General features: G+C 61.7%; 23 protein-coding genes and 1 riboswitch. Of the genes, 4 read left to right on the forward strand and 19 right to left on the reverse strand.

The genetic code is table 11. The features are described from left to right. Positions 1 to 126: 126 nt before the first annotated feature. The 12 genes from B0D78_RS00525 to B0D78_RS00580 all read right to left on the reverse strand — a co-directional run bounded on the left by B0D78_RS00525 (position 127) and on the right by B0D78_RS00580 (position 10,298). A complete protein-coding gene (locus B0D78_RS00525; protein ID WP_078015035.1) occupies positions 127 to 972 on the reverse strand; it encodes a DUF6282 family protein in 846 nt (281 codons plus the stop codon). Between the two features lie 88 nt (positions 973 to 1,060). After that, entirely contained in the window at positions 1,061 to 2,314 is a 1,254-nt protein-coding gene (locus B0D78_RS00530; RefSeq protein ID WP_078015036.1) for an SLC13 family permease, read from the reverse strand. Between the two features lie 32 nt (positions 2,315 to 2,346). Next, positions 2,347 to 3,045 (reverse strand): RraA family protein, encoded by a 699-nt coding sequence (locus tag B0D78_RS00535; RefSeq protein ID WP_078015037.1) that lies wholly within the window; start codon positions 3,043 to 3,045, stop codon positions 2,347 to 2,349. A gap of 64 nt (positions 3,046 to 3,109) precedes the next feature. Continuing rightward, positions 3,110 to 4,630, reverse strand: coding sequence for a tripartite tricarboxylate transporter permease (locus B0D78_RS00540; RefSeq protein WP_078015038.1), 1,521 nt, complete (start codon positions 4,628 to 4,630; stop codon positions 3,110 to 3,112). Positions 4,631 to 4,645: 15 nt separating this feature from the next. After that, complete coding sequence (locus B0D78_RS00545; RefSeq protein ID WP_078015039.1) at positions 4,646 to 5,080, reverse strand: tripartite tricarboxylate transporter TctB family protein; 435 nt, start codon at positions 5,078 to 5,080, stop codon at positions 4,646 to 4,648. 72 nt (positions 5,081 to 5,152) lie between these two features. Further along, a complete protein-coding gene (locus tag B0D78_RS00550) occupies positions 5,153 to 6,121 on the reverse strand; it encodes a Bug family tripartite tricarboxylate transporter substrate binding protein (RefSeq protein ID WP_078015040.1) in 969 nt (322 codons plus the stop codon). A gap of 75 nt (positions 6,122 to 6,196) precedes the next feature. After that, positions 6,197 to 7,096: an NAD(P)-binding domain-containing protein gene (locus B0D78_RS00555; RefSeq protein ID WP_078015041.1), complete on the reverse strand. Its 900-nt coding sequence runs from the start codon at positions 7,094 to 7,096 to the stop codon at positions 6,197 to 6,199. 252 nt (positions 7,097 to 7,348) lie between these two features. Continuing rightward, positions 7,349 to 7,642 (reverse strand): DUF4491 family protein, encoded by a 294-nt coding sequence (locus tag B0D78_RS00560; RefSeq protein WP_078015042.1) that lies wholly within the window; start codon positions 7,640 to 7,642, stop codon positions 7,349 to 7,351. Beyond that, positions 7,639 to 8,334 (reverse strand): DUF4405 domain-containing protein, encoded by a 696-nt coding sequence (locus tag B0D78_RS00565; protein WP_078015043.1) that lies wholly within the window; start codon positions 8,332 to 8,334, stop codon positions 7,639 to 7,641. The genes B0D78_RS00560 and B0D78_RS00565 overlap by 4 nt, the downstream gene beginning before the upstream one ends. Before the next feature lie 39 nt (positions 8,335 to 8,373). Then, positions 8,374 to 8,904 carry a Gx transporter family protein gene (locus B0D78_RS00570; protein ID WP_078015044.1) on the reverse strand — a complete coding sequence of 177 codons (531 nt, stop codon included), beginning with the start codon at positions 8,902 to 8,904 and terminating at the stop codon, positions 8,374 to 8,376. Positions 8,905 to 8,913: 9 nt separating this feature from the next. Beyond that, positions 8,914 to 9,273: a NusG domain II-containing protein gene (locus B0D78_RS00575; protein WP_078015045.1), complete on the reverse strand. Its 360-nt coding sequence runs from the start codon at positions 9,271 to 9,273 to the stop codon at positions 8,914 to 8,916. Then, positions 9,270 to 10,298 carry an FAD:protein FMN transferase gene (locus B0D78_RS00580; protein WP_078015046.1) on the reverse strand — a complete coding sequence of 343 codons (1,029 nt, stop codon included), beginning with the start codon at positions 10,296 to 10,298 and terminating at the stop codon, positions 9,270 to 9,272. Before B0D78_RS00580 ends, B0D78_RS00575 begins: the two co-directional genes overlap by 4 nt. Positions 10,299 to 10,442: 144 nt before the next feature. Next, positions 10,443 to 10,545, forward strand: a riboswitch (THF riboswitch). Between the two features lie 65 nt (positions 10,546 to 10,610). On the opposite strand from B0D78_RS00580, the gene B0D78_RS00585 reads away from it, so the two are divergent. Together B0D78_RS00585 and B0D78_RS00590 are read left to right on the forward strand one after the other, a co-directional pair. Then, positions 10,611 to 11,207, forward strand: a complete 597-nt coding sequence (locus tag B0D78_RS00585; protein ID WP_078015047.1) for a folate family ECF transporter S component — start codon at positions 10,611 to 10,613, stop codon at positions 11,205 to 11,207. Between the two features lie 434 nt (positions 11,208 to 11,641). Beyond that, the gene (locus B0D78_RS00590) at positions 11,642 to 13,030 is read left to right on the forward strand and encodes a sodium-dependent transporter (protein ID WP_168169942.1); all 1,389 of its coding nucleotides are present in this window, start codon (positions 11,642 to 11,644) and stop codon (positions 13,028 to 13,030) included. Positions 13,031 to 13,125: 95 nt separating this feature from the next. On the opposite strand, the gene B0D78_RS00595 is transcribed toward B0D78_RS00590, so the two are convergent. After that, positions 13,126 to 13,419: a DUF4491 family protein gene (locus B0D78_RS00595; RefSeq protein ID WP_078015049.1), complete on the reverse strand. Its 294-nt coding sequence runs from the start codon at positions 13,417 to 13,419 to the stop codon at positions 13,126 to 13,128. Positions 13,420 to 13,522: 103 nt separating this feature from the next. Between B0D78_RS00595 and B0D78_RS00600 the strand changes: the two genes are divergently transcribed. Beyond that, a complete protein-coding gene (locus B0D78_RS00600) occupies positions 13,523 to 14,632 on the forward strand; it encodes an alanine racemase (protein ID WP_078015050.1) in 1,110 nt (369 codons plus the stop codon). A 202-nt stretch (positions 14,633 to 14,834) separates the two neighbouring features. Here the strand turns inward: B0D78_RS00600 and B0D78_RS00605 are convergent, their stop codons facing one another. From B0D78_RS00605 to feoB, 3 genes are all read right to left on the reverse strand, one after another. Further along, on the reverse strand, positions 14,835 to 15,548 hold the full coding sequence (locus B0D78_RS00605; RefSeq protein ID WP_078015051.1) for a dihydrofolate reductase family protein: 714 nt from the start codon (positions 15,546 to 15,548) through the stop codon (positions 14,835 to 14,837). Between the two features lie 82 nt (positions 15,549 to 15,630). Beyond that, entirely contained in the window at positions 15,631 to 15,777 is a 147-nt protein-coding gene (locus B0D78_RS12510; RefSeq protein ID WP_143521659.1) for a FeoB-associated Cys-rich membrane protein, read from the reverse strand. Next, entirely contained in the window at positions 15,777 to 18,134 is a 2,358-nt protein-coding gene (gene feoB / locus B0D78_RS00610) for a ferrous iron transport protein B (RefSeq protein ID WP_078015052.1), read from the reverse strand. Before feoB ends, B0D78_RS12510 begins: the two co-directional genes overlap by 1 nt. A gap of 368 nt (positions 18,135 to 18,502) precedes the next feature. Between feoB and B0D78_RS00615 the strand changes: the two genes are divergently transcribed. Next, complete coding sequence (locus B0D78_RS00615; protein ID WP_078015053.1) at positions 18,503 to 19,294, forward strand: M15 family metallopeptidase; 792 nt, start codon at positions 18,503 to 18,505, stop codon at positions 19,292 to 19,294. A 181-nt stretch (positions 19,295 to 19,475) separates the two neighbouring features. On the opposite strand, the gene B0D78_RS00620 is transcribed toward B0D78_RS00615, so the two are convergent. The 3 genes from B0D78_RS00620 to B0D78_RS00630 all read right to left on the reverse strand — a co-directional run bounded on the left by B0D78_RS00620 (position 19,476) and on the right by B0D78_RS00630 (position 23,087). Continuing rightward, entirely contained in the window at positions 19,476 to 20,981 is a 1,506-nt protein-coding gene (locus B0D78_RS00620) for an IMP dehydrogenase (protein ID WP_078015054.1), read from the reverse strand. Positions 20,982 to 21,415: 434 nt separating this feature from the next. Continuing rightward, positions 21,416 to 22,363, reverse strand: a complete 948-nt coding sequence (locus tag B0D78_RS00625; RefSeq protein ID WP_143521660.1) for a Sir2 silent information regulator family NAD-dependent deacetylase — start codon at positions 22,361 to 22,363, stop codon at positions 21,416 to 21,418. Then, the gene (locus tag B0D78_RS00630; protein ID WP_078015055.1) at positions 22,308 to 23,087 is read right to left on the reverse strand and encodes a protein-ADP-ribose hydrolase; all 780 of its coding nucleotides are present in this window, start codon (positions 23,085 to 23,087) and stop codon (positions 22,308 to 22,310) included. Before B0D78_RS00630 ends, B0D78_RS00625 begins: the two co-directional genes overlap by 56 nt. Positions 23,088 to 23,269 lie beyond the last annotated feature (182 nt).

Raw genomic sequence — 23,269 nt, forward strand, 5'->3', positions numbered from 1 at the left:
AACTATGTTAGTGCTTTTTATCAAGAAATAGTATGAGCGCCGCTGTAAAAGAACGGGAGCCTGAACCCTGCTCAAAGAGCAAGGGACAGGCTCCCGTTTTTCGTGGCGCGCCGCGTTTTTTATGGCTCAGCGTTCAAAGCCGAGCAGGCGAGCCGGCGTGTCGCGGAACATCATGCCCAGTTCGGCGTCGTTGAAGCCCTGCGCCGCGAGCAGATTCGCGTATTGTAAAAGTCCCTCGTCGGAGTAGGGCGATTGCGGTTGCCCGAAATCGGTGGAAAGGATCACCCGTTCCACGCCTACGGCCCGGATCTGCGCGGCGATCGTCTCGATGGGCGTGCGTTTGTAATAGGTCGTGAAGTAACAATGTTCGACGATCGCCCCCAGCGCCGCGGCCTCGCGCTGCTGGTCCGTTGTGTAAACGTCGGCAGGATTGTCGGCGTGCGTCAGGATCACCTGACAGCCCGTCTTTGCGCCGGCGCGTGCCAGCGCCAGTCCTTCCGCGGCGCTGACATGCCCCGTGCCGACCAGCATCCCGCAGCGTTTCGCCGTTTCCAGCACCGCGAGCGCTTCGGGAACCAAGTTTCCCCGACCGTCAAGGACGTCAATGCGCCTGCTCGGATCCGCGCCGGGCGTTCCGTTTTGCTTGCGGAATTCCTGATAGCTGCGCGAGTCCATCGTCGGGAACCAGACGATTCGGCCGCCCATCTTGCCGCTGGCGGCGACTGCTTCGGGATTGAGCCCGCCGACTGAGTTGTTCAGCGTCACGCCGCCGGCGAAATGCAGTTGTGCAAATTGCTCGTTCAGCAGCGCCGCGCGAGCCGCCGTGTCGGCGTAGTGGCATTTGATCAGAGCCCCCGCCAGCCCGGCGTCGCGAAAGCGCCGCGCCAGTTCGAGATCGCTGCATTTGCGCGCCGTCACGTCGGGCGAAGTGTGGACGTGCATCTCGTAAGCGCCGCGAAGACAGTCTCTCATGTGTTGTGCCTCCAGTTCGTCGCGAAAAAGCGCGCCCTCACAGCCCGCAGCGGGCGTACCGAGGGCGCGCTTTTCGGAAATCCAGTTTTTAATAGGGCAGATAGAAAGGGATGACGGCGACAATGACCAGATAGGTTACCAGCAGCATCGGCAGTCCTGCTTTGATGTAGTCCATGAACCGGTACTGCGTCCAGCCGACGGTCATCATGTTCTGCGGGGCGGCGAAAGGCGTGGCGTAAGACGCGGCGCCGGCCAGCGTGATGATCATGCAGATGGGATAAGGACTGACGTTGATCGCTTTGGCGATGGAAACGCCGATGGGCATGAACAACATGATCGTGGGAATATTGGACATCACCTGAGTGAGAATTACGGCGGCGATGAAGATCACCGTCGTGATCATGAACGTACTGGGATGTTCGCCGAGGATCTGCAAGATCAGTTCAGCCATGGCGGCGCCGGCGCCGCTTTTCTGCACGCCTGTGGAAATGGCGGTCAACGAACCGACCAGCAGCATGCAGTTCCAGTCGATGGCGGCGATGGCTTCCCGAACGGTCATGCACTTGGTGCCCATGATAACCAGCGAGCCGATCACCGCCGCCACGTGCATGGGCATCTTCTTGGGACTCAGCGCGATGACTACCAACAGGGCGGCCATGGTGATGCAGGCGATGGCGGCCTTGTTTTTGTCGAAGGGTTTCTTCTCGACCTTGGCGAACTCGGGGACATATCCCGTGTCGGGCAGGAACTTCATGCCCACGAAAGTGAAGTACAGCGTGCCGAGAACGCAGATGCCGAGACCAAAGGGCGTGATGCCGAAGAACCCGAACGGCGTCAGGCCGAGGTCGGCCATGGCGTTGGCCGCGGAAGCGTTGGAACCGACGCCGACCAGCGTCACGAAGCCGCCGAATTGAGCGCCGAAAAGCAGCGCCATCAACGTGCGCGAAGGGCCGCAGCCAGCGGAGAAACACATGGCCGTGACCAGCGGGGCCATGGCCGTCATCACGCCGATGTTGCTGCACACCGAACTGAGGGCGCAGGAAACGATCAGCGTGGCGAGGACGATGTTGCGCTCGCTTTTTCCCGTGATCTTCACCATCTTTTCGCCGATGATGTCGGTCAGGCCGGTGTGGAACAGCGACGATCCGACGATCATCATGCCGGCCAGCAGCACGATGGTGTTGCTGTTGTAGCCCTTGAAGATGTCGCCGACGGGAATAATGCCCGCGTAGGCGTAAGCGATCGAAGCTCCGATGGCAGTGACGAGGATGGGCACCGGCTCCCAGATGAACAGAACGATCGTGGCGGCGAGAATGATCAGCGCGATTGCCATTTGGCTCATGATGGTGTCTCCTTTGGCGTTATTTGGCGAGCTTACGCGGGATACGCGCCGTCGATGATCTCGCAGCCTTTTTCTTCCAGCTTCTTGTCGACCCAGTCGCGCTTGGCGTGCCCCTCCTGAGCCGCCTTCAGCTTGCTTTGGTCCTGTTCCATGAACTTTCGCGCCGCTTCCAGCACCCTTTCGGCATCCTGGCGGGGAATGACGATCACGCCGTCGGGATCGCCGACGATGATGTCGCCGGGATTGACCATGATGCCGCCGCAGGCGATGGGAACGTTGATCTCGCCGGGCCCCTCCTTGAAGGGGCCGCCGGGCGTGGTGCCCGTCGCGTAGAACGGCACGCCGCCGTCATAAAGGCTGTCGATGTCGCGCATCGGTCCGTCGAAGACGAAACCGGCCACGCCGCGCGATTTGGCGTAGGCGGCCATGACCTCGCCCATCAGGGACTGGCTGCGGTCCCCCTCGTTGGAAACGACGACCACGTCGCCGGGTTCGATCATGTTCAGCGCTTTGTGCAGCATCAGATTGTCGCCGGGACGGGCCTTGACGGTCAGCGCCACGCCGACCATGTTGCCGTCGCCGGGCTTTGTCATCAGATGAATGTCGGAGTGGATGGCGCAGAGGCGGTTCATCGTATCGGCGATGTTGGAGGCGGGAATGTGACGGAACGCCTCGACGAGCTCTTGGGGCGGCAGGTTCCTTTTGGTGTACACGCGAAATCCTACGGACATGTGAAAAACTTCCTTTCTAAATAAGAGACAGATTTTAAGTGAGAAAACGCAGCCGAAGAAATGTTTACAGCTCTTCTTCCTCGGTATGGCTCTCCTCTTCGGCCAGGGAGGAGACGTTGCGGATTTTGCGCCAGCGGAAGATGAAGGGCGTCACGAAGGAGACGGCGGCGAGGATCAGAAAAACGCAGGAAATCGGCTTGCCGAAGAAGAACGACCATTTGCCGTCGCCGATCAGCATGGCTTGCTCGAAGTTGGCTTCGATCATCGGCCCGAGGATGAAGCCCAGCACGACGGGGGCCGTGGGCGTCCTGATCGTTTTCAGGAAATATCCCAGCAGGCCGAACGCCAGTACGACCCAGATGTCGAAAGGCTCGTTGCGCAGCGCATACGCTCCGACCGTGCCGAGAATGAGGATGCCGCCGGAGAGCACCGTGGGCGAAATCTTCAGGATCCTGGGGAAAATCCTCACGCCGCCGAGGCCGATGGCGAGGAAGAAAAAGTGGGCGATGCCGAGGCTGAGGAACAAGCTGTAAATCAGCGGCGCCTGTTCCTGGAACAGGAACGGTCCGGGCTTCAGTCCCTGGATCGTCAGAGCGCCCAAGAAGATGGCCGACACCGCGTTGCCGGGGATTCCCAGCGTCAGCAGCGGCACCAGAGAACCGCCGACGACGGCGTTGTTCGAAGTTTCCGTGGCGACGACGCCGTCCATGCAGCCCGTGCCGAACTCTTCCTTGTGCTTGGAAAAACGCATCGCTTCGTTGTAGGAGATGAACGTGGCGATGCTCGTTCCGGCGCCGGGAAGGATGCCGACGAACGTGCCGATCACCGCCGAACGCAGCAGATTCACCCAGCGTCTGGCAAACTCGCGCAGCGGCGGCACCTTGCCCGTCAAAGCGTTCATGCTCGACTCTTTCGCCTTTTTGACCACCATGTCGATCGCCTGTGGGAACGAGAACAGGCCGATCAGACAGGGTACGATCTCGATGCCGCCGTACAGGCCGGGAATGCCGTCGGCGAAACGCGGATAGCCCGTCAGCGGATCAGTGCCGAAGGTGCCGAGGAACATCCCCAGCAGCCCGGCAAAGAGACCGCGCGACATGGACTTGCCCGAGATGCTGGAGATGATCGTGATGCCGAAAACCATCACCGCGAAGTACTCGGCCGGGCCGAAAGACAGCGCTACCTTGGCCAGCGCCGGCGCGCAGAAGCTCAATACTGCGACGCTGAACAGCCCGCCGATGAACGAACTGATCGCTGCGATGCCGAGAGCCTCCACGGCGCGTCCCTTCTGCGCCATCGGATAGCCGTCCAGCGTCGTTGCCGCGCCGGCGGGAGTGCCCGGCGTGTTGATGAGGATGGCCGTGATGGCGCCGCCGTAGACGGAGCCGCAGTAAATGCCGCAGAGCATGGCGAATCCCGAGGCGGGCGCCATGCCGTAAGTGAGAGGCACCGCCAGCGCCACGCCCATCGTCGAGGTCAGACCGGGCAGCGCGCCGATCACGATGCCGACCGCCGTGCCGATAAAGTTTGAGAGCAGCACGCTGGGAACCAGGGCGAGTTTCAAAGCTTCGAGCCAATCTAACATATGCGTCGCTCCTTCCTAATCGGGCAGAACGTTTGCCAGCAGTCCGGCCGGCAGCAGGACCCCGAGAACGTTGTGGAACACGTAGTACAGCAATCCGGCAAAGACCGCCGCGATGAGGACGTGGCTGACCTTCAGCCTGCGCTCGATCACCGCCATCCAGATGCCATAGAAAAGAAACGTCGCCACGATAAAGCCGAGAGCGTGAAACGACAACAGATAGCAGAAGAACGAGCCGATGGAAAAGTACTTGTTGAAACGGATCTCGTCGGCGGAGCCCTGCGACGTGTTGCGGATCTTCCAGGCGTAATACAGCGAGGTCAAGGCGCACAGCCCCATCAGGACCAGCAGCGCCTGCGGATAAGCGCGCACTTCGGCGGGCTCGTACAGCGATCGCCATAAGAAAAACAGGACGAAAACGACCTCGAGGGAAAGCGTTCTGACAAGAAACACGGGATTTTCCTCCTTCGCTGTGAAAAAGAGGGTCCCTGCGGGAACGAGGAACCCTCTTCATCGGTCGAAAAACTACTTGTTCGTCTTCACGCCGGTCTCGGCGATCACTTCGGCGATGTCCACCTTCTGCTGATCGACCAGCGCCGTGAAGTCGGCGCGGTTCATCCACATGTTGGCGGGCAGCCCCGCTTTGCTGTAAGCGTCGACGAACTCAGGATCGGCAAACGCCTTCAGGAAAGCCGCTTCGATCGCGGCCACCGCTTCTTCGGGCGTTCCCTTGGGAGCGACAAGACCGCGCCAGGGGCCGTCCACAACCTCGATGCCCTTTTCGGCGGCGATGGGCAGTTCGGGATACTCCTCGAGACGCTTGGGAGCCAGCGTCAGCAGATAGGCGACCTGGCCGCTGCGCACCTGCTCGGAAAGCTCGGAAGGCGAGACGATCGTCAGGTCGACGTGGCCGCCCAGCATGGCCGTAATGGCCTGAGAACTGCCGTTGGTGGGCACGCAGACCCACTTCAGTCCGCTCTTCTTGAGCACGCGGAGCACGGCGAGGTGGTCGCTGGCCATGGCGCCGGAGACGCTGATCTTGACGCCGCCGGGGTTGGCCTGCGAGGCGGCGACAAGCTCTTCCCATGTCTTGAAGCGCTCGCTCAGGCAGGCGATCGTTTCCGGTTCGTACACCATATTGACGATGGGCGTAAAGGAATCGACCGTGAAATTGGTCTTCTTGGTCAGGGGCGCTATGACGACGCTGGGCCCCACTTCGCTGAGCGTATAACCGTCGGGGCGGGATTTGGCGACTTCGGCATAACCGGTCACGCCGCCGCCTCCGGGACGATTCTCGACCGCCATGGGCTGGCCGAGATATTTTTCGGCGACCTTTGCCGCCAGACGGGTGGTCATGTCGGCGGCGCCGCCGGCGGCGAAGGGAACGATGATCTTGACGGGCTTGGCGGGATAGTCGGCGGCGAAACCGCACGCGGGGATTAGAAACGCTGCTGTTGCGACAAGTAAAGCCGAAATGCGACGATTCATTTTCATTACGGGATCCTTCCTTTCGGTTTCAGATTTTAAAGCGGATCGGGATCATGTCCCGTGTCCGCCCAAAGCTGGAATTTATTTGTACTCTTTTTTCTCCCAAATGGAATAGATCGCTTCCATGGTTTGGGGCGCTACGCCGCTCAGTTCCTTGTTCATCCCAAGCGCCGCCGAACGGGCCAGACGCTCCTTGGCTCCGGCGGCGACCAACGGCTCGACGCCGACTTCTTTCATCAGTTCCATCGACTCGCCCACCTCGAAAGAACGCCGCTCCGAGTGGATCAGGTCGGCGCCGGCCATCCGTCGGGCAATGTCCTTGAACGACTCTTTGTCCATCGTGCCGGCGACGGAGTCCATGATGCGCTCCTCGACGCCGCATTTGCGGGCGAACAGGAACGTTTCGACAACCAGCGCTTCGAAGCCTTTCATGAAAACGCTGCGCACCAGCTTGATGCGCGAGGCTTCGCCGGCTTTCGAGCCGGCGCCGGCCAACGCGATCTTCATGCCGTAGGGCGTCATCGCCTCTTTCCAGCGTTCTGCGCCGTCGCCGGAGGCGAGCATCGGCACCTTGTGAGCGGAGACGACCAGCGAGCCGAGCATGGCCGAGTCCACGTACTGCGCTTTTTTCCCGGCGAACAGAGCCGCTTCCTTTTCTTTGACGTGGGGCAGCGCCGTGGTCACATCGACGAACAGCTGGCCTTCCTTCGCGAAAGGCAGCAGCCCCTCGGCCGTGGAGGCGGTGAAGCGCGCCGGCACGCAGATGACGACGATGTCGCAATTCTTCACGACCTCTTCGGCCGACGCTGCCGCCGCGACGCCGGCGTCGGCGCAGCGCTTGAGCACCGTGTCCTTGTACGCGCCGCCCATGTCGAGCGCTACGTCAAAGGCGCGAATGTCCCCGATCCCTTCGCTCTTCAGCCCCTTGCCCATGTGGTAGGCCGCTTCGCCGAAACCGATGTAGCCAAGTTTTACGCTCATCACATCGTCCTTCTTTCCTATATTTGAAAAAAAGATATTTAATAACTGAAATTATACTATCAGCAGATTATAGTCTTGTCAATCAAAAGAACGCTCTCCCATCGATTAATATACAGTATACATTCAAGGCTGCCGTTACTCGCACAGTCTGGCGGAACAAGTTGGAAGAACATCAAAAAAGAGAAGCGGGACGGCGCGCCGGAGACAATCTCAGCGTGCCGTCCCGCTTCTTTCGTGCGAGAGTCATGTTTTTCATTCGTATTTCCGCCGCGGATTTTTGGGGAACCAGCCTTTTCTGACGCGTTTTGCCTGAGCTTTCAGCTCGACGACGCTCCACAAATTGGTGGCGCCGAGAAAGGCGAGGATAGGCGAGGCGACGCCGCGCAGGCAGGCGGAAGCGGACAGGCAGATCAGCCCGGCCACGGCGAATAGCGGCCAGACGCGCGTCCCGAACCAATATTCCGCCTTGATCACGAGCGGATGGTAGGCGGCGATGATCAGCAGCGAAGCGGCGGCGAGAACGACGCCCTCATAGTTCAGATTCACCGCGCGGCGTCCTTCCGCGACGTCGGAAACGCCCGCAGCCCCTTGCCCGCGTAATAGGAAATGAAAATGAACAGCGCCATGATGGAGAAATAGCTGAACAACACCGCGAGATCGCTCTGCGTTTCGTCGAAGAAAGCGAACTGGCTGCGCAGCGTCAGGAATCCCCACACGTTCATGCGTCCGAAGGCGCGTGCCCCGCAGACGGCCAGCGCCGCCGCGCCGAAACGCATCAGCCAAGCGGCCGCGCCGCGATGGCCCTTGACCTCGAAGACGGCGCGCGTCATGCCTATGACCATGCTCCAGTGCAGGCCGATGTGGACGCTCATGAGCACCATGCCCCAGTAGGACGCGGCCAGATGCAGCGTACGGGCCGCGCCGACGCCGCGGGTGATGTCGAGGAAGGCGAAAACCGTCCCCGAGATCATCACGCCCGTGATCGTGATCACCGCGGCGTCGAGCAGCACCAGCAGGATCGCGAAGTCTTGCAGTACGCGCAGAAGCGTGTAACGCCCGCTGAGAAAGCGCGCGAACCAGTGCCGGTTGAGGACGGCGTGAACGATGAAAAGCACGCCGATAAGGGTGCCGAGGACCTCGTGGGCAACGTCGCCGACGACCTGATAGGCCAGCAGCGCGACCATCAGCGCCGTCATCGCGAAATCCACGGCAAGGCGCGTAAGCGCGTTGGCGTTCATGAAATTTTCTCCTCCTTGAATAAATCAGAAGATCTGCGGTCAAAGATTCTGCGCCGGCAGATCGTCGCGGTCGCGCGTACGGTAATAGCGCAGCCGCGCAGAGGTCTGCTGGGCGATCTGCCCTGTCAGCGAACCGCAGACGATGCCGCTGACCAGCAGAAACGGCAGGTAGGAGAGCAGCCCCGCGGTCTGCGTCACGGCAATGGCGGCCGCCAGCTGCCCGACGTTGTGCAGCGCGCCGCCGGCGGCGCTGCACAGCCACAGGCGACGTTCCGGGATGACGCGGCGCAGCGGCAGCGTGCCGGCCAAACAGAGCATTCCGCCCGACAGGCTGAAGATCAGTGCGGCCGCATTGCCGGTGAGCAGCGCGCCGAGCAAAATGCGGGCCAGCAGCACCAGCAACGTTTCGCGAGCGGTGCAGTGGTAGAGCGCCCAGACAGTGACGACGTTGGCCAGCCCCAGCTTGGCGCCGGGCACGGGGATGGGCGCGGGCAGAGCCATCTCGGCGGCGAAGAGGATCAGCGACAGCGCCGTGAGCAGCGCCAGTCGGGCGAAGTTTTTCGTGTTCATCTTTCCCTCCTATTGCGACAGACTGTCGAGCTCGCCCTCGCTGCGCGGCGCGTAGCGCACCGTCAGTCCGTGCGGCAGGCAGATCAGCGGTAGCGAGGCCGAGCGCAGCCAGCCCATTCTTACGCAGTCCTGCCCCGGACAGTCGGCGCACAGCACTTTGACGCGTCCTCGTTCGACGAGCAGGCGGTTATAACCGCCGCCGGGAGCGCGGATGTCGATGGTGCGCGAACCCGTTTCGCGGCTCAGGTCGAGGCGGGCGATCACTTTGCCGCGCTGCACGATCTCGACGATCCGGCCGGGTGGCGCGAACCAGCGCCACAGGCACCAGCCGATCAGGAGCAGCAGGGCGGCGGGGATGAATTTTTTCATCGCCGCACCACCGTCACTTTCGCGTCCGCGTAAGCGGGATCGACGGCGAAGCGCGCGTTCAGATCCTCGCTGACCCACAGTTCGCCGTCTTCGGCGAGCAGCACGAAGCCGGGACTGCCGTGTTCTTTCCAAAACGCGGCGGTTTTTTCCGCGCCCATGACGAAGTATGCTGTGGACATCGCGTCGCAGATTCTGCCTTCGGGGCCGACAGCCGTGGCGGAGATCACCCCGCTGCGCGCCGGGGCGCCCGTGCGCGGATCGAGGATGTGCCAGTAGATCTGGCCGTCGGGGCCGGTGAAGAAACGTTCGTAGCCGCCGGAAGTGACGACGGCCTCCGCCGCCGTGCGCAGCACGCCGATCAGGCCGCCGTCGGGGGACTTGATGCCGATGCGCCATCTTTGGCCGTCGGGGCGCACCCCTAGCGTCTGCACGTTGCCGCCCAGGTTGACCAGCGCCGATTCAACGCCCGCGGCGGCCATGGCGGCCAACGCTTCGTCGCCGGCGAATCCTTTGCCGACGGCGCCGAGGTCGAGCATGCTGCCTTCGTCGAGGCGCAGCGTTCGTCCAGAGAGGTGGACGCGCTCCGCGCCGGCGAGTTTGAGCAGTTCCGCCAATTCGGCGGCTTCGGGCACGCGGCGTTCCTCCGTCGTGAAGCCCCAGGCGCGCAGCGCGGGATAGAGCGTGGGGTCGAACGCGCCGTCCGTCAGGGCGTTCATGCGCAGTGCGAAGGCCGTCAGCGCTGCCGCGTCTTCGCCGACCTGTACCGGCGCGCCGCCGGCGGCGTTGAGGCGGCCGACGTCGCTGCGCGGATCGGTGACGGACAGCTCGCTTTCGATCTGTTTGACGCGCGCGCGGGCCAGCGACAGCGCCCTCTTGCCGCGGGGCCCGTACGCCGTCAGCGTGATCGGCGTGTCCATGGCGTAGAAGCTCACGCTGTGTTTCCGAGTTTTTGCGAATTGGTTCCAGCCGATCCATCCCCCCAGCGCCAACAGGGCGACGGCCGCAAAACTGAGAATTCTTTTCATGACGTTTCCGCCTTTTTGCGCCAGTCCTCGCCCGTGGAAAGCCGGAGCTGACGATTTTCTTCCGTGATTATGGTAGCACGCCGGCCGTTTTCCGAAAAGAGTCTTGCATTGTCCAAAACGGCGATTATAATAGAGGCATCTCAAAGCAGAGTAAAAACCGATGCGTCAAGTGCCGGCTGAACGGGGAGTTGACAGCTGGACGAAAAGCCTTCCGGGCTTGCGGTGTCGGGTTTTGCATCCCGCTGCTGCATATCGGGCGAGTCCGCCTCCTTATGTAGTAAGAGGAAATTACTGCGAAGGAGGCGCTTTTGTATGATGACATCAGGCAATCCGCGTTCGTTGGGCGCTGGCGAAAACCGTTGGCTCGCTTCGCTGCGCGAGTTCCGTTCCATCCGCGTGGTGGCGTTCTGCGGCGTCATGTGCGCGCTGGCCGTGATCCTCCGCGCCGTGGCCACCATTTCCCTTGGGCCGTATCTGAGGATCGGCCTGTCGGGCTTCCCGAACCAAGTGGTCGACTACCTCTTCGGCCCCGCCGCGGGGGCTTTGTTCTCCGGCGCGCTGGAAGTGATCAAGTTCATGATCAAACCCGAGGGCGTTTACTTTCCGGGTTTCACGCTCAGCGCCGTTCTGGCCGGCGTGATCTACGGCACGGTGCTGTACCGCCGCCCGCTCACGGTGACGCGCGTGTTCGTCGCCCATCTGCTCGTCAAGCTGATCGTCAACCTCGGCTGCAACACGCTGTGGCTCGTGATCCTCTACAAAAAAGCCGTGTGGGCCATTTTCCCCGCGCGCGCCATGACCAACCTGATCTGCCTGCCCGGCGACGTGCTGGTCACCTATCTGCTGCTGAAAACCGTCGAGCGCGCGATCCTGCCGCTTTTCGGCGGGCGTTTTTCGGGGCGCACATAAAAAACAGGCCGACCCTGCGGGGCCGGCCTGTTTTTTGGGGGAGGCTTTATCATTCTGATTCTTGATAGAAAGTATCGACATAGTTTGCCGGGTGCTGCGAGGGAGATCCGATAGAAGAGGCAGTGGACCTGTTCATTCTTCTTTCCGTTGATCCGGCGCTGAAAGCGAGATTCATAAACAAACGTGTTTGGTTCAATATCAAAACGGGGATTTGAGCTGATGGTTTATGCCGCTTCTCAATTTGTTGCAGACATAGAACCGTTTCTGTTTTACGTGCAGCATAAACTTAATGTGAAATGTTATTAATTAAAGTATTTTATTCTGAATATAATCAAAAGGGGATGGTTGTTTTTTTATATTCAGTTTGTATAATATGGTAGGATTTGTCCGTATAAAAAGGGTATCCGTAATTTCTTAAAAGGGAGATGAGAAAAATGTCACGTGAGAAGGATGTTGCAAGAGGGCAGTGGAAGTCCAAGTTCGGCTTCTTGATGGCGGCGATCGGTTCTGCCGTTGGCTTGGGCAACCTCTGGGGGTTCCCCTATAAGATGGGAAAAAGCGGCGGCGGGGCGTTCCTGGTCGTGTACCTGGCAGTGGTCCTGTTGGTCGGTGTTGTCATTATGCTTGGAGAGTTGGCCCTGGGACGCAAGACCGGTAAGGGCGCCGTGGAGGCCTATCAGGCTCTCTCGAAGAAGTTCGCCTGGGTGGGATATCTGGGCGTGGCTTCGCCGTTTATCATTCTCGCTTTTTACAACGTCTTGGGCGGCATGGTCTTGAAGTACATGGTCGCTTTCGTCGAATCGATGTTCTCGGGGGGCGCGAATTTCGCGAACATCAAAAGCGGCGCTTACTTCGGAGAGTTCATCTGCAGCGGCTCCGACATGCTCCTCTATCTGGCGATCTTCCAGGTCCTCAACATCGTGGTCGTCATGAGCGGCGTCGAAAGCGGCATCGAGCGCTTCAACAAGTACGCCATTCCCGCCCTTGCCATCATTCTCGTCGGGCTGGCCGCTTACGTCTACACCTTCCCAGGCGCTGAGAAGGGTTTGGACTTCATGTTCAAGCCGAACTTCGCGGTATTCTCGGATCCTGAGATCGGCTTTTTCAAGGTCTTGAAAACGGCGGCAGGGCAGATGTTCTTCTCTCTGTCTCTCGGCATGGGAGTCATGATCACCTACGGTTCCTACCTGTCGAAGGAGCAGGATCTCTCCCGGGAGATGTACATCATCCCGCTGGCCGACACCATCATCGCGGTCCTGGCCGGTATGGTCGTCATGCCGGCGTGCTTTGCCTTCGGCCTTGCCCCTGCCGGCGGCCCCTCGCTGCTCTTTGTGTCTCTGCACGAGGTCTTCGTGACCGGTATGGGAGGCTTCAGCGGTTCCTTTGTGGGATTCCTCTTCTATTTCCTGGTATTCCTGGCCGCCATTTCCTCCTCGATGTCCCTGCTTGAAGTCTGCGTAGCCTACTTGCTTGACCGTCAGATCCGCAAGGGGAAGGCCCCCGCGCGCGCCACAACGACCATTGTCCTCGCGGCGGTGCTCTTTGTCGTGAGCTTCCCCGTCGCGCTGGACGGGCTGGGCAGCAACGTAGCCGGCGGCGCGGCGATGAACAGCCCCGGCGTGATGATGCCTCTCGGCTCTCTGCTCATGAGCGTCATGTTCGGCTGGGTTGTGGGTACGAAGGTCATTGCCGACGAAGTGGCCCTCACGCCTGGCAAGAAACTCCGCTTTGAGTGGTTGGTAGATCTCTGCTTCAAGGTCATCGTGCCCGTTATCCTCGTCGTGGTGCTTCTGGCTCAGCTGCAGGACTTCGGGCTCATCTAGGGGATCTTCGAAAAACGTTCGGGTTCATATGGGGACCGGCATCGCGCACTCCAAGCGCGATGCCGGCCTTTTCTTTCCCTGCCCTTTTCGTTTTTTCAGTCATAGCGGCGGCGGGGATTGCGCGGATATTTGCCGTCGCGGACGCGTCGCGCCTGTTCCTTGATCTCGGCGATGGCCCAGAGGTTGACGGCCCCCGTAAAAGCAGCCAGATAACAGCCCGTGCCGCTGAGAAACAGCGAAGCTCCGATCAGCGCCGCGCCGGCGATCAGAAACAGCGGCCAGACGCGCTCGGAAAACCAGTATTCGCCCCAGATCACCACGGGATAATAGGCTCCCATGATGAACAGCGAGGCGGCGCCCAGCGCCGGGCCGGCCAAGTTCAGTTCCATGCCGCGTACCTCCGTGGATTTTCGGCGCTTGAAAAACGCCGGAATTTTTTGTAGATTACGTGCGGAAACGTCATTATTGTATCACCCCAAGGAGGAGAAAAACGTGAAAATCGCCGCACTCGATACGCCGTCGCTGCTGATCGATCGCGAGATCATGCGGGACAACATGCGGTTCATGCTCGATTACGCCGCCCGCCACGGCGTCAGGCTGCGCCCGCACACAAAAACGCACAAGATGCCCGCCGTGGCGCGCCTGCAGGTGGAAATGGGCGCGAGCGGCATCGCCGTGGCCAAAGTCGGCGAAGCCGAAGCCATGGCTGCCGCGGGGCTGGACGACATCTTCATCGCCAACGAAATCGTCGGCGCGCGGAAATGGGAGCGCATCCGCGCCCTGGCGCAGCGCGGCGTGAAAGTCGGCTTCGGCGTCGACAGTCCCGAGACGCTGCCCGGCATCCAAAAAGTTTTCTCCGGCGCCGACCGTCCCGCCGAAGTGCTGATCGAGATCGAAGTGGGCGAGCGGCGCTCGGGCGTCGTCGAGGAAAGCGGTTTCGCCGCTTTGCTGGAGGAGATCCGCCGCTGTCCTGCGGTGCGGTTCAAGGGGATCTTTTCGCACGACGGCAACAGTTATGGCGCCAAAGACCGCGAGGATCTGGTCCGTATCGCCGTCGGCGCGCAGGAGCGCACGCTGCGCTTCGCCCGCCTCGCCGCGGCGGCCGGCATGCCCTGCGAGACCGTCAGTTACGGGGCCACGCCGACTTTTATGAACGAAGTGCCGATCCTCGGCGGCATCACCGAACTGCGCCCCGGCACGTTCATCTTCATGGACGCCTCGCAGGGGCACGCCATCGGCACGCTGGCGCGCTGCGCCGCCACCGTGCTGGCGACCGTGATCAGCCGCCCCACGGCGGAGCGCGTCATTCTCGACGTCGGCGCCAAGGGACTGACCATGCAGCTCCGCAGCGAAGGCGTCTGCGCCACGCCGGGACACGGCACGCTGCTCGAGCATCCCGGCGTGCACATCGACAAAGTCTTCGACGAACACGCCATCGTCAACGACGCGGCGTTCCGCGAAAAGGTGCGCGTCGGCGACCGCGTGCGCGTCATCCCCGTGCACATTTGTCCTGTGTGCAATCTGTATGAATATGCCTACCTGGTCAGCGGCGACGAGGTGATCGACCGTCTGCCCGTGAGCGCGCGCGGCAAACTGCAATAGAAGCGGAGCGGCGGAGCCGTTCTTCGGCAGAAGTCTTTTTGGAAACGGCAAAAATGAAGAGGCGCTGATGCGCGTCAGAGTCTGGATCGAAGACTGTTTCTTGAGGATAATGTTCCACGTGGAACAATGAAAACATTCGCCGGTCGATGAGTCGAATCTCATCGACCGGCGAACGCTTTTTCGTCTTTTGGAAAGTCTCCGTTTATTTGCTCCAGCGGATCAGCAGGCCGTCGCAGGGGAGTTTCTGCACGTCCTTGAGATGGTAATATTGCGGGAATCCCGTCAGGTCGTCCGTGCCGGCCATGGTCAGGGCGCCGCGCGTGCCGTCCACGGCGGGAGCGACGACGATGCTGATCTCGTCGGCGAGCCCGCGGCGGATGAACTCGCCGTTGATCTGCGAACCGCCGCCGATGACGAACGTTTCGACGCCGCAGAGCGACTTGATCTTTTGCAAAAACAGTTCGAGGTCGAGATCGTCTTTGCCGGCGACGATGTAGGGCATCTGCAGATCGTTCAGATAGGCGAGGAACTCGGGCGCGCATTTTTCGGTGATCACCTCGACGATGGGCATGCGGCGCCCGGCGTAGTCCATGACGTTGCTCGGCCACCTCAGCTTACCCCAACGGTCGAAGGCGACGCAGATGATCGTGCCCTCGGGATAGCGGTACGCCGTGTCCTCGTACGTCACCGGCACGCCTTTGTACTTGGAAAGGTCGACTTCAGTCTTGGAAAGATCGACTTCAAGCCCGCTCTGGCAGGTCGTGCGTCCCAGCCCGTAAGCCTGGCCGTAGCTGAGCAGCAGGCGGTCGTATTCATCGCCGACCTTGTCGTAGTCGGCGCTCGGCTCGAACTCGACGTCGATCTTGCCGTCGATGGTCGTCATCATGTGGCAGATCACTTTTGCCCGGTCTTTCATCAATAACAGCTCCTTTGCCGAAGATGTTCAAACCTGAAGCGGTTCGATTATAGCCGATACCTTGCCGCCGAAGGATGTTTTTTTATCGCTCCGGCCGTTTTTTGTCCTGCGGCCGGCAGCCGTCGCAACCGCGGCAGCTGCCGCAATCGCCGGAACGCCGCCGGGTTCGCAGGGCAAGGAAGACGGCGGCGCCGATAACGCCGAGCGTCAGCCAGCTGGCGGCGTTCATCACGCCCACCCCAGCAGCGCGCCGGCCAGCCTGACGGCGTAAGCGCACAGCCACGCCGCGGCGCACTGGCCGACGACGATGCCGGCTGCCCAGCGTCCGCCCAGTTCGCGCCTGATCGCGGCGACGGCGGCCACGCAGGGCGTATAAAGCAGGCAGAACACCAGCAGCGCCGCGGCCGAGAGCGGCGAGATCAGCGCCAGCAGACGCTCCGTGCTGCCGAGCATGACCGTCAGCGTGGCGACGACGCTCTCCTTGGCGATGAAGCCCGTCACCAGCGCCGCGGACACGCGCCAGTCGCCGAAGCCCAGCGGCGCGAACAGCGGCGCGACGAAGCCGGAGACGGAGGCGAGCATGCTGTCCTGCGAATCGGCGACCGCGTTCAGATGAAAGTCGAACGTTTGCAGGAACCAGATCGCGATCGTGGCCATGAAGATGATCGTGAAAGCGCGCTGCAGGAAGTCCTTCGCTTTGTCCCACATCAGCCGCAGCACGTTCTTCAGAGCGGGCAGGCGGTAGTTGGGCAGCTCCAGCACGAAGGGCACCGCCTCGCCCTTGAAGACCGTGTTCTTGCTCAGCAGAGCGGCGAGGACGGCGATGACGATGCCGAGCGCGTACAGCCCGATCATGATCAGGCCGCTGTGCCGCGGGAAGAACGCCGCCGTGAAGAAACCGTAGATCGGCAGCTTGGCCGAACAGCTCATGAACGGCGTCAGCATGACGGTCATGCGCCGGTCGCGCTCCGACGGCAGCGTGCGGCTGGCCATGACGGCCGGCACCGTGCAGCCGAAGCCGATCAGCATCGGCACGATGCTGCGTCCCGACAGGCCGATGCGGCGCAGCAGATGATCCATGACAAACGCCACGCGCGCCATGTAACCGCTGTCCTCCAGCATGGACAGGAAGAAAAACAGCACGACGATGATCGGCACGAAACTGACGACGCTGCCCACGCCGCCGAAAACGCCGTCGACCACCAGCGAGCGAACGGCCGGATTGACATCCAGCGACGCCAGCAGCGCTGAGACCTCTGCGGTCAGCGCGCCGATGCCCTGTTCGAGAAAGTCCTGCAGCCAGGCGCCGACGACGTTGAACGTCAGCCAGAACACGGTGCCCATGATGGCGGCGAAAGCGGGAATGGCCGTGAAGCGCCCGGTCAGAAGGCGGTCGATGCGGCGGCTGCGCTCGCGCTCTTTGCTCTGCCGCGGCTTCACGACCGTGCGCCGGCAGAGCTTGCGGATAAAGTCAAAGCGCATGTCGGCGATGGCGGCGGCGCGGTCGAGGCCGCGCTCCCGTTCCATCTGCGCGACGATGCGCTCGAGCATCTCCTTCTCGTTCTCCGTCAGATGCAGCGCTTCCAGCACGAACCGGTCGCCTTCGATCAGCTTGCTGGCGGCGAAACGCACGGGGAGGCCCGCGTCGCGGGCGTGATCCTCGATCAGATGCATAATGCCGTGGATGCAGCGGTGCACGGCGCCGCCGTCTTCGTTGCGGTCGCAGAAGTCCTGACGGCCGGGGCGCTCCTGATACTTCGCCACGTGCACGGCGTGATCCACCAGTTCGCGGAGTCCCTCGCCTTTGGACGCCGAGATCGGCACCACGGGAATGCCCAATTCCGCCTCGAGTTCGTTGATACGGATCGAACCGCCGTTGCCGCGCACCTCGTCCATCATGTTCAGCGCCAGCACCATGGGCACGTTCAGCTCCAGCAGCTGCATGGTCAGATACAGACTGCGTTCGATGCTGGTGGCGTCGACGATATTGATGATGCCGGCGGGGTGTTCGTCAAGGATAAAGCGGCGCGAGACGATCTCTTCGCTGGAATAGGGGGAGAGCGAGTAAATGCCCGGCAGATCCGTGACCCGCGTGCCAGGATGCCCTTTGATCACGCCGTCCTTGCGGTCGACCGTGACGCCGGGAAAATTGCCCACGTGCTGGTTGGCTCCCGTGAGCCGGTTGAACAGCGTCGTCTTGCCGCTGTTCTGGTTGCCGGCCAACGCAAAAGTCAGCGCTGCGCCCTCGGACAGCGGGTGTTCGTCGGCCTTCGCGTGATAGCGTCCGCCTTCGCCAAGGCCGGGGTGCTCCGGCTCTTTGCGGCCGGGCGCGGGCGTTTCGCCGCCGTTCCGTTCCGCTTCGGTCAGCCCGCGGATCTGGATCCGCGCCGCGTCGGCGAGACGAAGCGTGAGCTCGTAATCGTGGATCATCAGTTCCATTGGGTCGCCCATGGGCGCGAACTGGGTGACGCTCACCCGCGCGCCGGGAATAACCCCCATGTCGAGAAAATGCTGGCGCAGCGCCCCCGCGCCGCCCACGGAAACGACGACCGCCGACTGGCCGATTTTCAGTTCGTCCAAGGTCATGAAAGATTCCCCCTGCCCCCTATTAAAGAAAAATCCCCTCACGGCGTTCGATCCTTTCGAGGGGATTCCGTTTGCCGCTTATTATATGGTATCGGCAACGATTTACAAGGGCGGAGGGCGGACGTCCAACGGCGGCGAAAAAAATGATCGGACGGCGTTCGCAGGGGAGGGGAGACGCGAGGACGCGGACGGAATTCCCTCAGTCTGCGGACGGTTCTGCCGTCGTGAATATAAAGTCAGGAATAATCAATCTCTTTATTCTCATTTTGTGATGTTTCTCCGGCCGTCCGACGCGGCTTTCCGGCCGCGGTATAATAAAGCTCGGCGCCGTGATACGGCGCCGAGCGAGGAAAGGAAGGCGATACACCATGAACATGAAAAGACGCGCCGTCGCGCTGTGCTGCATCGTGCTGCTGGCGTTCGTCCCGGGATGTCCGGCGGCCGCCGAACCGTCGCGGGACGCTTCCGGCTTTGTGCTGGTGGCCGAGGCCGTTCCCGACGTGATCCAGGAGATCCGCTACGCCACGACCTTCAACTTCGTGGGGCGCCGCATCGACGGCTACGAGCAGCCCTGCGCGCTGCTCACCCGCGAGGCCGCCGAGGCGCTGAAAAACGTCAGCGACGACCTGATCCGTCAAGGTTACCGGCTCAAGATCTACGACGCTTACCGCCCCCAGCGCGCCGTCGACCATTTCGTGCGCTGGGCTCGGGACGCCGGAGACGACTCGATGAAGCCTTGGTTCTATCCGGCGCTGGACAAGAGCCAGATCTTCGAAAAAGGCTACGTCAGCGCCCGATCCGCGCACTGCCGCGGCAGCACCGTCGACGTGACGCTGTTCGAGATGAGCTCCGGGCGCGATGCCGATATGGGCAGCCCGTTCGACTTCTTCGGCGAGATCTCGCGCTTCGACGGCACGCCGGCGCTGACGAAGCGGCAGCGCGCCAACCGCCGCCTGCTGCGCGACGCCATGACGAAGCGCGGCTTCCGCGCCATTTCCGGCGAGTGGTGGCACTTCACGCTGAAAGACGAACCCTGCCCGACGACCGCCTTCGACTTCCCCGTCAGCGCCGAAAGCCTGCGCGGCGGATCAGCGTCGGACGCGTCGGCGGGGGAGCGCGATGAAAACGTGAAGGAGCCGGAAGAAATCCCCGAAAAATGAAAACGAGCCGCCGTGCGGGAATTTTAAGATCCCCGCGCGGCGGCTTGCCGTTTCATTGTCATACTGATTCTTGATGAAAGTATCAGCATAGTTTTTGTGAATTTCGTCCGCAGCGCCTCTGTATTCGGCATTTTAATTGAGAAATAGTATGAGTCGTTTGCGCGGGCGTTTTCCGTTGAAGCTATTTTTCCGTGGCGGTCTTCTCCTTGCGGATCACGTCGTGCGCGCCGCCTTCGACGATGCTGGTGGCGCTGACGAGGGTGAGCTTGGCTTTTTTCTGGAGCTCGGCGATGGTGACGGCGCCGCAGTTGCACATCGTGGACTTGATCTTCAGGCAGGTGCGCTCCACGTTCTCCTTGAGCGGGCCGGCGTAGGGCACGTAGCTGTCCACGCCTTCCTCGAAGGAGAGCTTGCCGGCGCCGCCGAGGTCGTAGCGCTGCCAGTTGCGGGCGCGGTTGGAGCCTTCGCCCCAGTATTCCTTGACGAAGGTGCCGCCGACGAGCAGTTTTTCCGAGGGACTTTCGTCGAAGCGGGCGAAGTAGCGGCCGAGCATGACGAAATCGGCGCCCATGGCGAGGGCGAGCGTGATGTGGTGGTCGTAGACGATGCCGCCGTCGGAGCAGACGGGGATGTAGACGCCGGTCTTGCGGTAATATTCGTCACGGGCCTGGCAGACTTCGATGACGGACGTGGCCTGGCCGCGGCCGATGCCCTTGGTCTCGCGGGTGATGCAGATGGAGCCGCCGCCGATGCCGACTTTGACGAAATCGGCGCCGCACTCGGCGAGGAAGAGGAAGCCTTCTCGGTCGACGACGTTGCCGGCGCCGACCTTGACGGTGTCGCCGTACTCTTTGCGGATCCATTCCAGCGTCAGTTTCTGCCACTCGGAAAAACCTTCGGACGAGTCGATGCAGAGCACGTCGGCTCCGGCCTTGACCAGCGCCGGCACGCGCTCCTTGTAGTCGCGGGAGTTGATGCCCGCGCCGACGACGTAGCGCTTGTGGTCGTCGAGCAGTTCGTTGGGGTTCTCCTTGTGCTCGGAGTAGTCCTTGCGGAACACGAAGGCGGTGAGGCGGCCGTCCTTGGCGACGATGGGCAGCGAGTTGAGTTTTTTGTCCCAGATGATGTCGTTGGCCTCGCTCAGCGAGGTGCCGTCGGGGGCGGTGATGAGGCGGGCGAGAGGGGTCATGAAGCCGGACACTTTGTCGGCGGGGTCCATGCGGCTGACGCGGTAATCGCGGCTGGAAACGATGCCCACGAGTTTGCCGTTGGCGGTGCCGTCGTCGGTGACGGCGACGGTGGAATGTCCGGTCTTCTCTTTCAGGGCGAGGATGTCGGCCAGCGTGGCGTCGGGGCGGATATTGGAGTCGCTGGGGACGAAGCCGGCTTTGTGGCTTTTGACTTTGGCGACCATGGCGGCTTCGCTCTCGATGGACTGCGAGCCGTAGATGAAGGACACGCCGCCGGCTTTGGCGAGGGCGATGCCCATGGTGTCGTTGGAAACGGACTGCATGATGGCGGAGACCATGGGGATGGAGAGCTCGATGGCGGGAGATTCGCCCTTTTTGAACTTGACCAGCGGGGTGTGCAGCGAGACGTTTTCCGGCCGGCATTCGCTGGACGAGTAGCCGGGGATCAGAAGATATTCGTTGAAAGTATGCGCCGGTTCGTTGATGTAGGTTGCCATTCTAAACCTCCTGAAAGATGGGAATTCGCTCGCCGGGTGTTCCCGTGCCGAGTGGAAATTATGCCGCAGTATAAACGCATCGGTATTTTTTTGCAACCGCCGTTTTCAAAAAAACGGGACGCCGTCGCGACGAAAACCGACCGGTCCCGGGCCCGCGAAAATTCTGCTGCGCGGCCCCGGGCGAAAGGACTTTGCTTATTTTTTACATTCTACCAGAAATATGCAAGTTGAGCGCGCTCGGGCGGCATTTTTTGAAGGGGCCCGGACCACGGGACAGGATCCGCCGCGGAACGCGGGGAAAACAAGGCGAAGGCGCGCAAAAAGCCTGACGGTCGCTTGATCGCCAGGCTTTTTGCGTATGGAATGTTCCACGTGGAACATCGCCGATCATATGCTTTTCTTCGTGTCTTCCGTGATGTTTTTTACCCTGCCGTTCAAGCTCCACGGAGCGCTTCGAGCGCGGCGCCGATGTCGGCGGTCACGGCGATGGAGCGGGCGCGGATCTCCTCGGGGACGCTCTGCGGCCGCTCGTTGACGAGCGCGTATACGGCGTCGGGGTTCCGGAGCGTGCGGATCTGGAACGGGTACTTGATGATGCCCGGCGTGTTGGAGCCGACGCCGAGCTCGAGGTAAAGCACTTTTCCCGTTTCGTGTTTTTTCAGGAATTCCTCGTAGCGCCGCGCCGCCGCGCGCCAGCCTTCGTCTTCGACGAACGCGTCGTCGGAGCGCAGGTTCATGGCCATCGGCTTGCCGCATTTCGGGCAGAGCGGGATCAGCTTCGAAGGCACGCGCATTCTCGGCTTCTCATGCGAAGGCGGTTCGAGCCGGCCGTCGGCGTCGATGGCGAAACCCTGCGCCAGCACCATTTGCCGCACCGTCTCCCGGTTGTCGTAGGTGAGCCGGTGGCACGGCGTGGAGCACTGCCAGAGGCCGTAATCGCCCTGAGTGTAAAACAGCCGTTCCTTGTCGAAGCGCGCTTTCTGGAAGCAGTGATCGACGTTGGTGGTGACGACGAAATAATCCTTGTCGCGCAGCAGCGCGCGCAGGCGGCGGTACGTCGGCTTGGGCGCGTCCATATAGCGGTTGACGTAGATGAAGCGGCTCCAGAACGCCCACTGCTCTTCGAGCGTCTCGTAACGGTAAAAACCGCCCGAGTACATGTCGGAAAAGCCGCAGCGCGCCGCAAAGTCGCCGAAGTATTTGCGGAACCGCTCGCCCTCGTAGTCGAAGCCCGCCGCCGCGGAAAGCCCCGCGCCCGCGCCGATCACCACCGTCGGGCAGTCGCGCAGGGCCGCGCGCAGCTTTTGGATTCCCTCGCAGGGGACTTCAGCGGGCGCCGAGGAGACGGGAATATATTTTTCGATCCAGTTCTTTGAAGACATCGAAGACGACCTCCATCCCTTTGTGCTCGGCAAGAAAACCTTTGACCGCGGCGACGGCGATAGCCGCCGCTTCCTCGTTGGGGAAGCGGAACTCGCCGGTGGAGACGCAGCAGAACGCGACCGAGCGCAGGTTCCTTTCCGCCGCCAGCTCCAGGCAGGAACGGTGGCACGACGCCAGCAGCCGGCGATCCTCGTCCGTGACCGCGCCGCCGACGATCGGGCCGACGGTGTGGAGCACGAAGCGGCAGGGCAGATTGTACGCGCCGGTGATCTGCGCGCGTCCCGGCGGCTCATTGCCGCCCCGCCGCTCCATAAGCGCCGCGCATTCGTTCCGCAGCTGTACGCCCGCCGCCGAATGGATGGCGTTGTCGATGCAGCCGTGACAAGGGACGAAACAGCCCAGCAGCGAGCCGTTGGCGGCGTTGACGATGGCGTCGGCGGCCAGCCGCGTGATGTCGCCCTGCCACAGGAAGATCCCCGGCTCGGCGGGGGAGAGCGACGCGATCGTGACCACGCCTTTCAGCCGCGTCTCCTCCTGCAGATATTCGTCTTGGATCCGCAGAAATTCCTCGGCAACGGGGGCCGGCTGACGCACGTTCATCAGCGCGCGCAGCATTCGTTTCCGTTCCTCGGGCGCGGCGGGGATTTTTACGTCGGCATATTGCGACGGTTTTTCGGCGAGCAGCTTTTCGATGAGCCACAGGCAGCGTTCCGACTGGTTCATGACGGCACCTTCCTTTCCATTTGTACGAATCATATGTCCATTGTAGCGCCGCCGCGTTCTTTTGTCCGAAAACGGCGCTCGAAAAAGTGTCAGGGGATTGACTTTATCTGATGAATTGCCGCCGTGCCGCCGAAAAAGACACGGCCGTTCGCTCCCGACGGCGCTATTTTAACCGCGGGACG

Source organism: Pyramidobacter sp. C12-8 (assembly GCF_002007215.1).
GTDB lineage: Bacteria > Synergistota > Synergistia > Synergistales > Dethiosulfovibrionaceae > Pyramidobacter.

What these genes read in the sequence shown, in the direction of transcription:
- B0D78_RS00525 (WP_078015035.1), bottom strand. Translation starts at nt 972, where the DNA reads ATGAGAGACTGTCTTCGCGGCGCTTACGAGATGCACGTCCACACTTCG.
- B0D78_RS00530 (WP_078015036.1), bottom strand. Translation starts at nt 2,314, where the DNA reads ATGAGCCAAATGGCAATCGCGCTGATCATTCTCGCCGCCACGATCGTT.
- B0D78_RS00535 (WP_078015037.1), bottom strand. Translation starts at nt 3,045, where the DNA reads ATGTCCGTAGGATTTCGCGTGTACACCAAAAGGAACCTGCCGCCCCAA.
- B0D78_RS00540 (WP_078015038.1), bottom strand. Translation starts at nt 4,630, where the DNA reads ATGTTAGATTGGCTCGAAGCTTTGAAACTCGCCCTGGTTCCCAGCGTG.
- B0D78_RS00550 (WP_078015040.1), bottom strand. Translation starts at nt 6,121, where the DNA reads ATGAAAATGAATCGTCGCATTTCGGCTTTACTTGTCGCAACAGCAGCG.
- B0D78_RS00555 (WP_078015041.1), bottom strand. Translation starts at nt 7,096, where the DNA reads ATGAGCGTAAAACTTGGCTACATCGGTTTCGGCGAAGCGGCCTACCAC.
- B0D78_RS00565 (WP_078015043.1), bottom strand. Translation starts at nt 8,334, where the DNA reads ATGAACGCCAACGCGCTTACGCGCCTTGCCGTGGATTTCGCGATGACG.
- B0D78_RS00570 (WP_078015044.1), bottom strand. Translation starts at nt 8,904, where the DNA reads ATGAACACGAAAAACTTCGCCCGACTGGCGCTGCTCACGGCGCTGTCG.
- B0D78_RS00575 (WP_078015045.1), bottom strand. Translation starts at nt 9,273, where the DNA reads ATGAAAAAATTCATCCCCGCCGCCCTGCTGCTCCTGATCGGCTGGTGC.
- B0D78_RS00580 (WP_078015046.1), bottom strand. Translation starts at nt 10,298, where the DNA reads ATGAAAAGAATTCTCAGTTTTGCGGCCGTCGCCCTGTTGGCGCTGGGG.
- B0D78_RS00585 (WP_078015047.1), top strand. Translation starts at nt 10,611, where the DNA reads ATGATGACATCAGGCAATCCGCGTTCGTTGGGCGCTGGCGAAAACCGT.
- B0D78_RS00590 (WP_168169942.1), top strand. Translation starts at nt 11,642, where the DNA reads ATGTCACGTGAGAAGGATGTTGCAAGAGGGCAGTGGAAGTCCAAGTTC.
- B0D78_RS00595 (WP_078015049.1), bottom strand. Translation starts at nt 13,419, where the DNA reads ATGGAACTGAACTTGGCCGGCCCGGCGCTGGGCGCCGCCTCGCTGTTC.
- B0D78_RS00605 (WP_078015051.1), bottom strand. Translation starts at nt 15,548, where the DNA reads ATGAAAGACCGGGCAAAAGTGATCTGCCACATGATGACGACCATCGAC.
- B0D78_RS12510 (WP_143521659.1), bottom strand. Translation starts at nt 15,777, where the DNA reads ATGAACGCCGCCAGCTGGCTGACGCTCGGCGTTATCGGCGCCGCCGTC.
- feoB (WP_078015052.1), bottom strand. Translation starts at nt 18,134, where the DNA reads ATGACCTTGGACGAACTGAAAATCGGCCAGTCGGCGGTCGTCGTTTCC.
- B0D78_RS00615 (WP_078015053.1), top strand. Translation starts at nt 18,503, where the DNA reads ATGAACATGAAAAGACGCGCCGTCGCGCTGTGCTGCATCGTGCTGCTG.
- B0D78_RS00620 (WP_078015054.1), bottom strand. Translation starts at nt 20,981, where the DNA reads ATGGCAACCTACATCAACGAACCGGCGCATACTTTCAACGAATATCTT.
- B0D78_RS00625 (WP_143521660.1), bottom strand. Translation starts at nt 22,363, where the DNA reads ATGTCTTCAAAGAACTGGATCGAAAAATATATTCCCGTCTCCTCGGCG.
- B0D78_RS00630 (WP_078015055.1), bottom strand. Translation starts at nt 23,087, where the DNA reads ATGAACCAGTCGGAACGCTGCCTGTGGCTCATCGAAAAGCTGCTCGCC.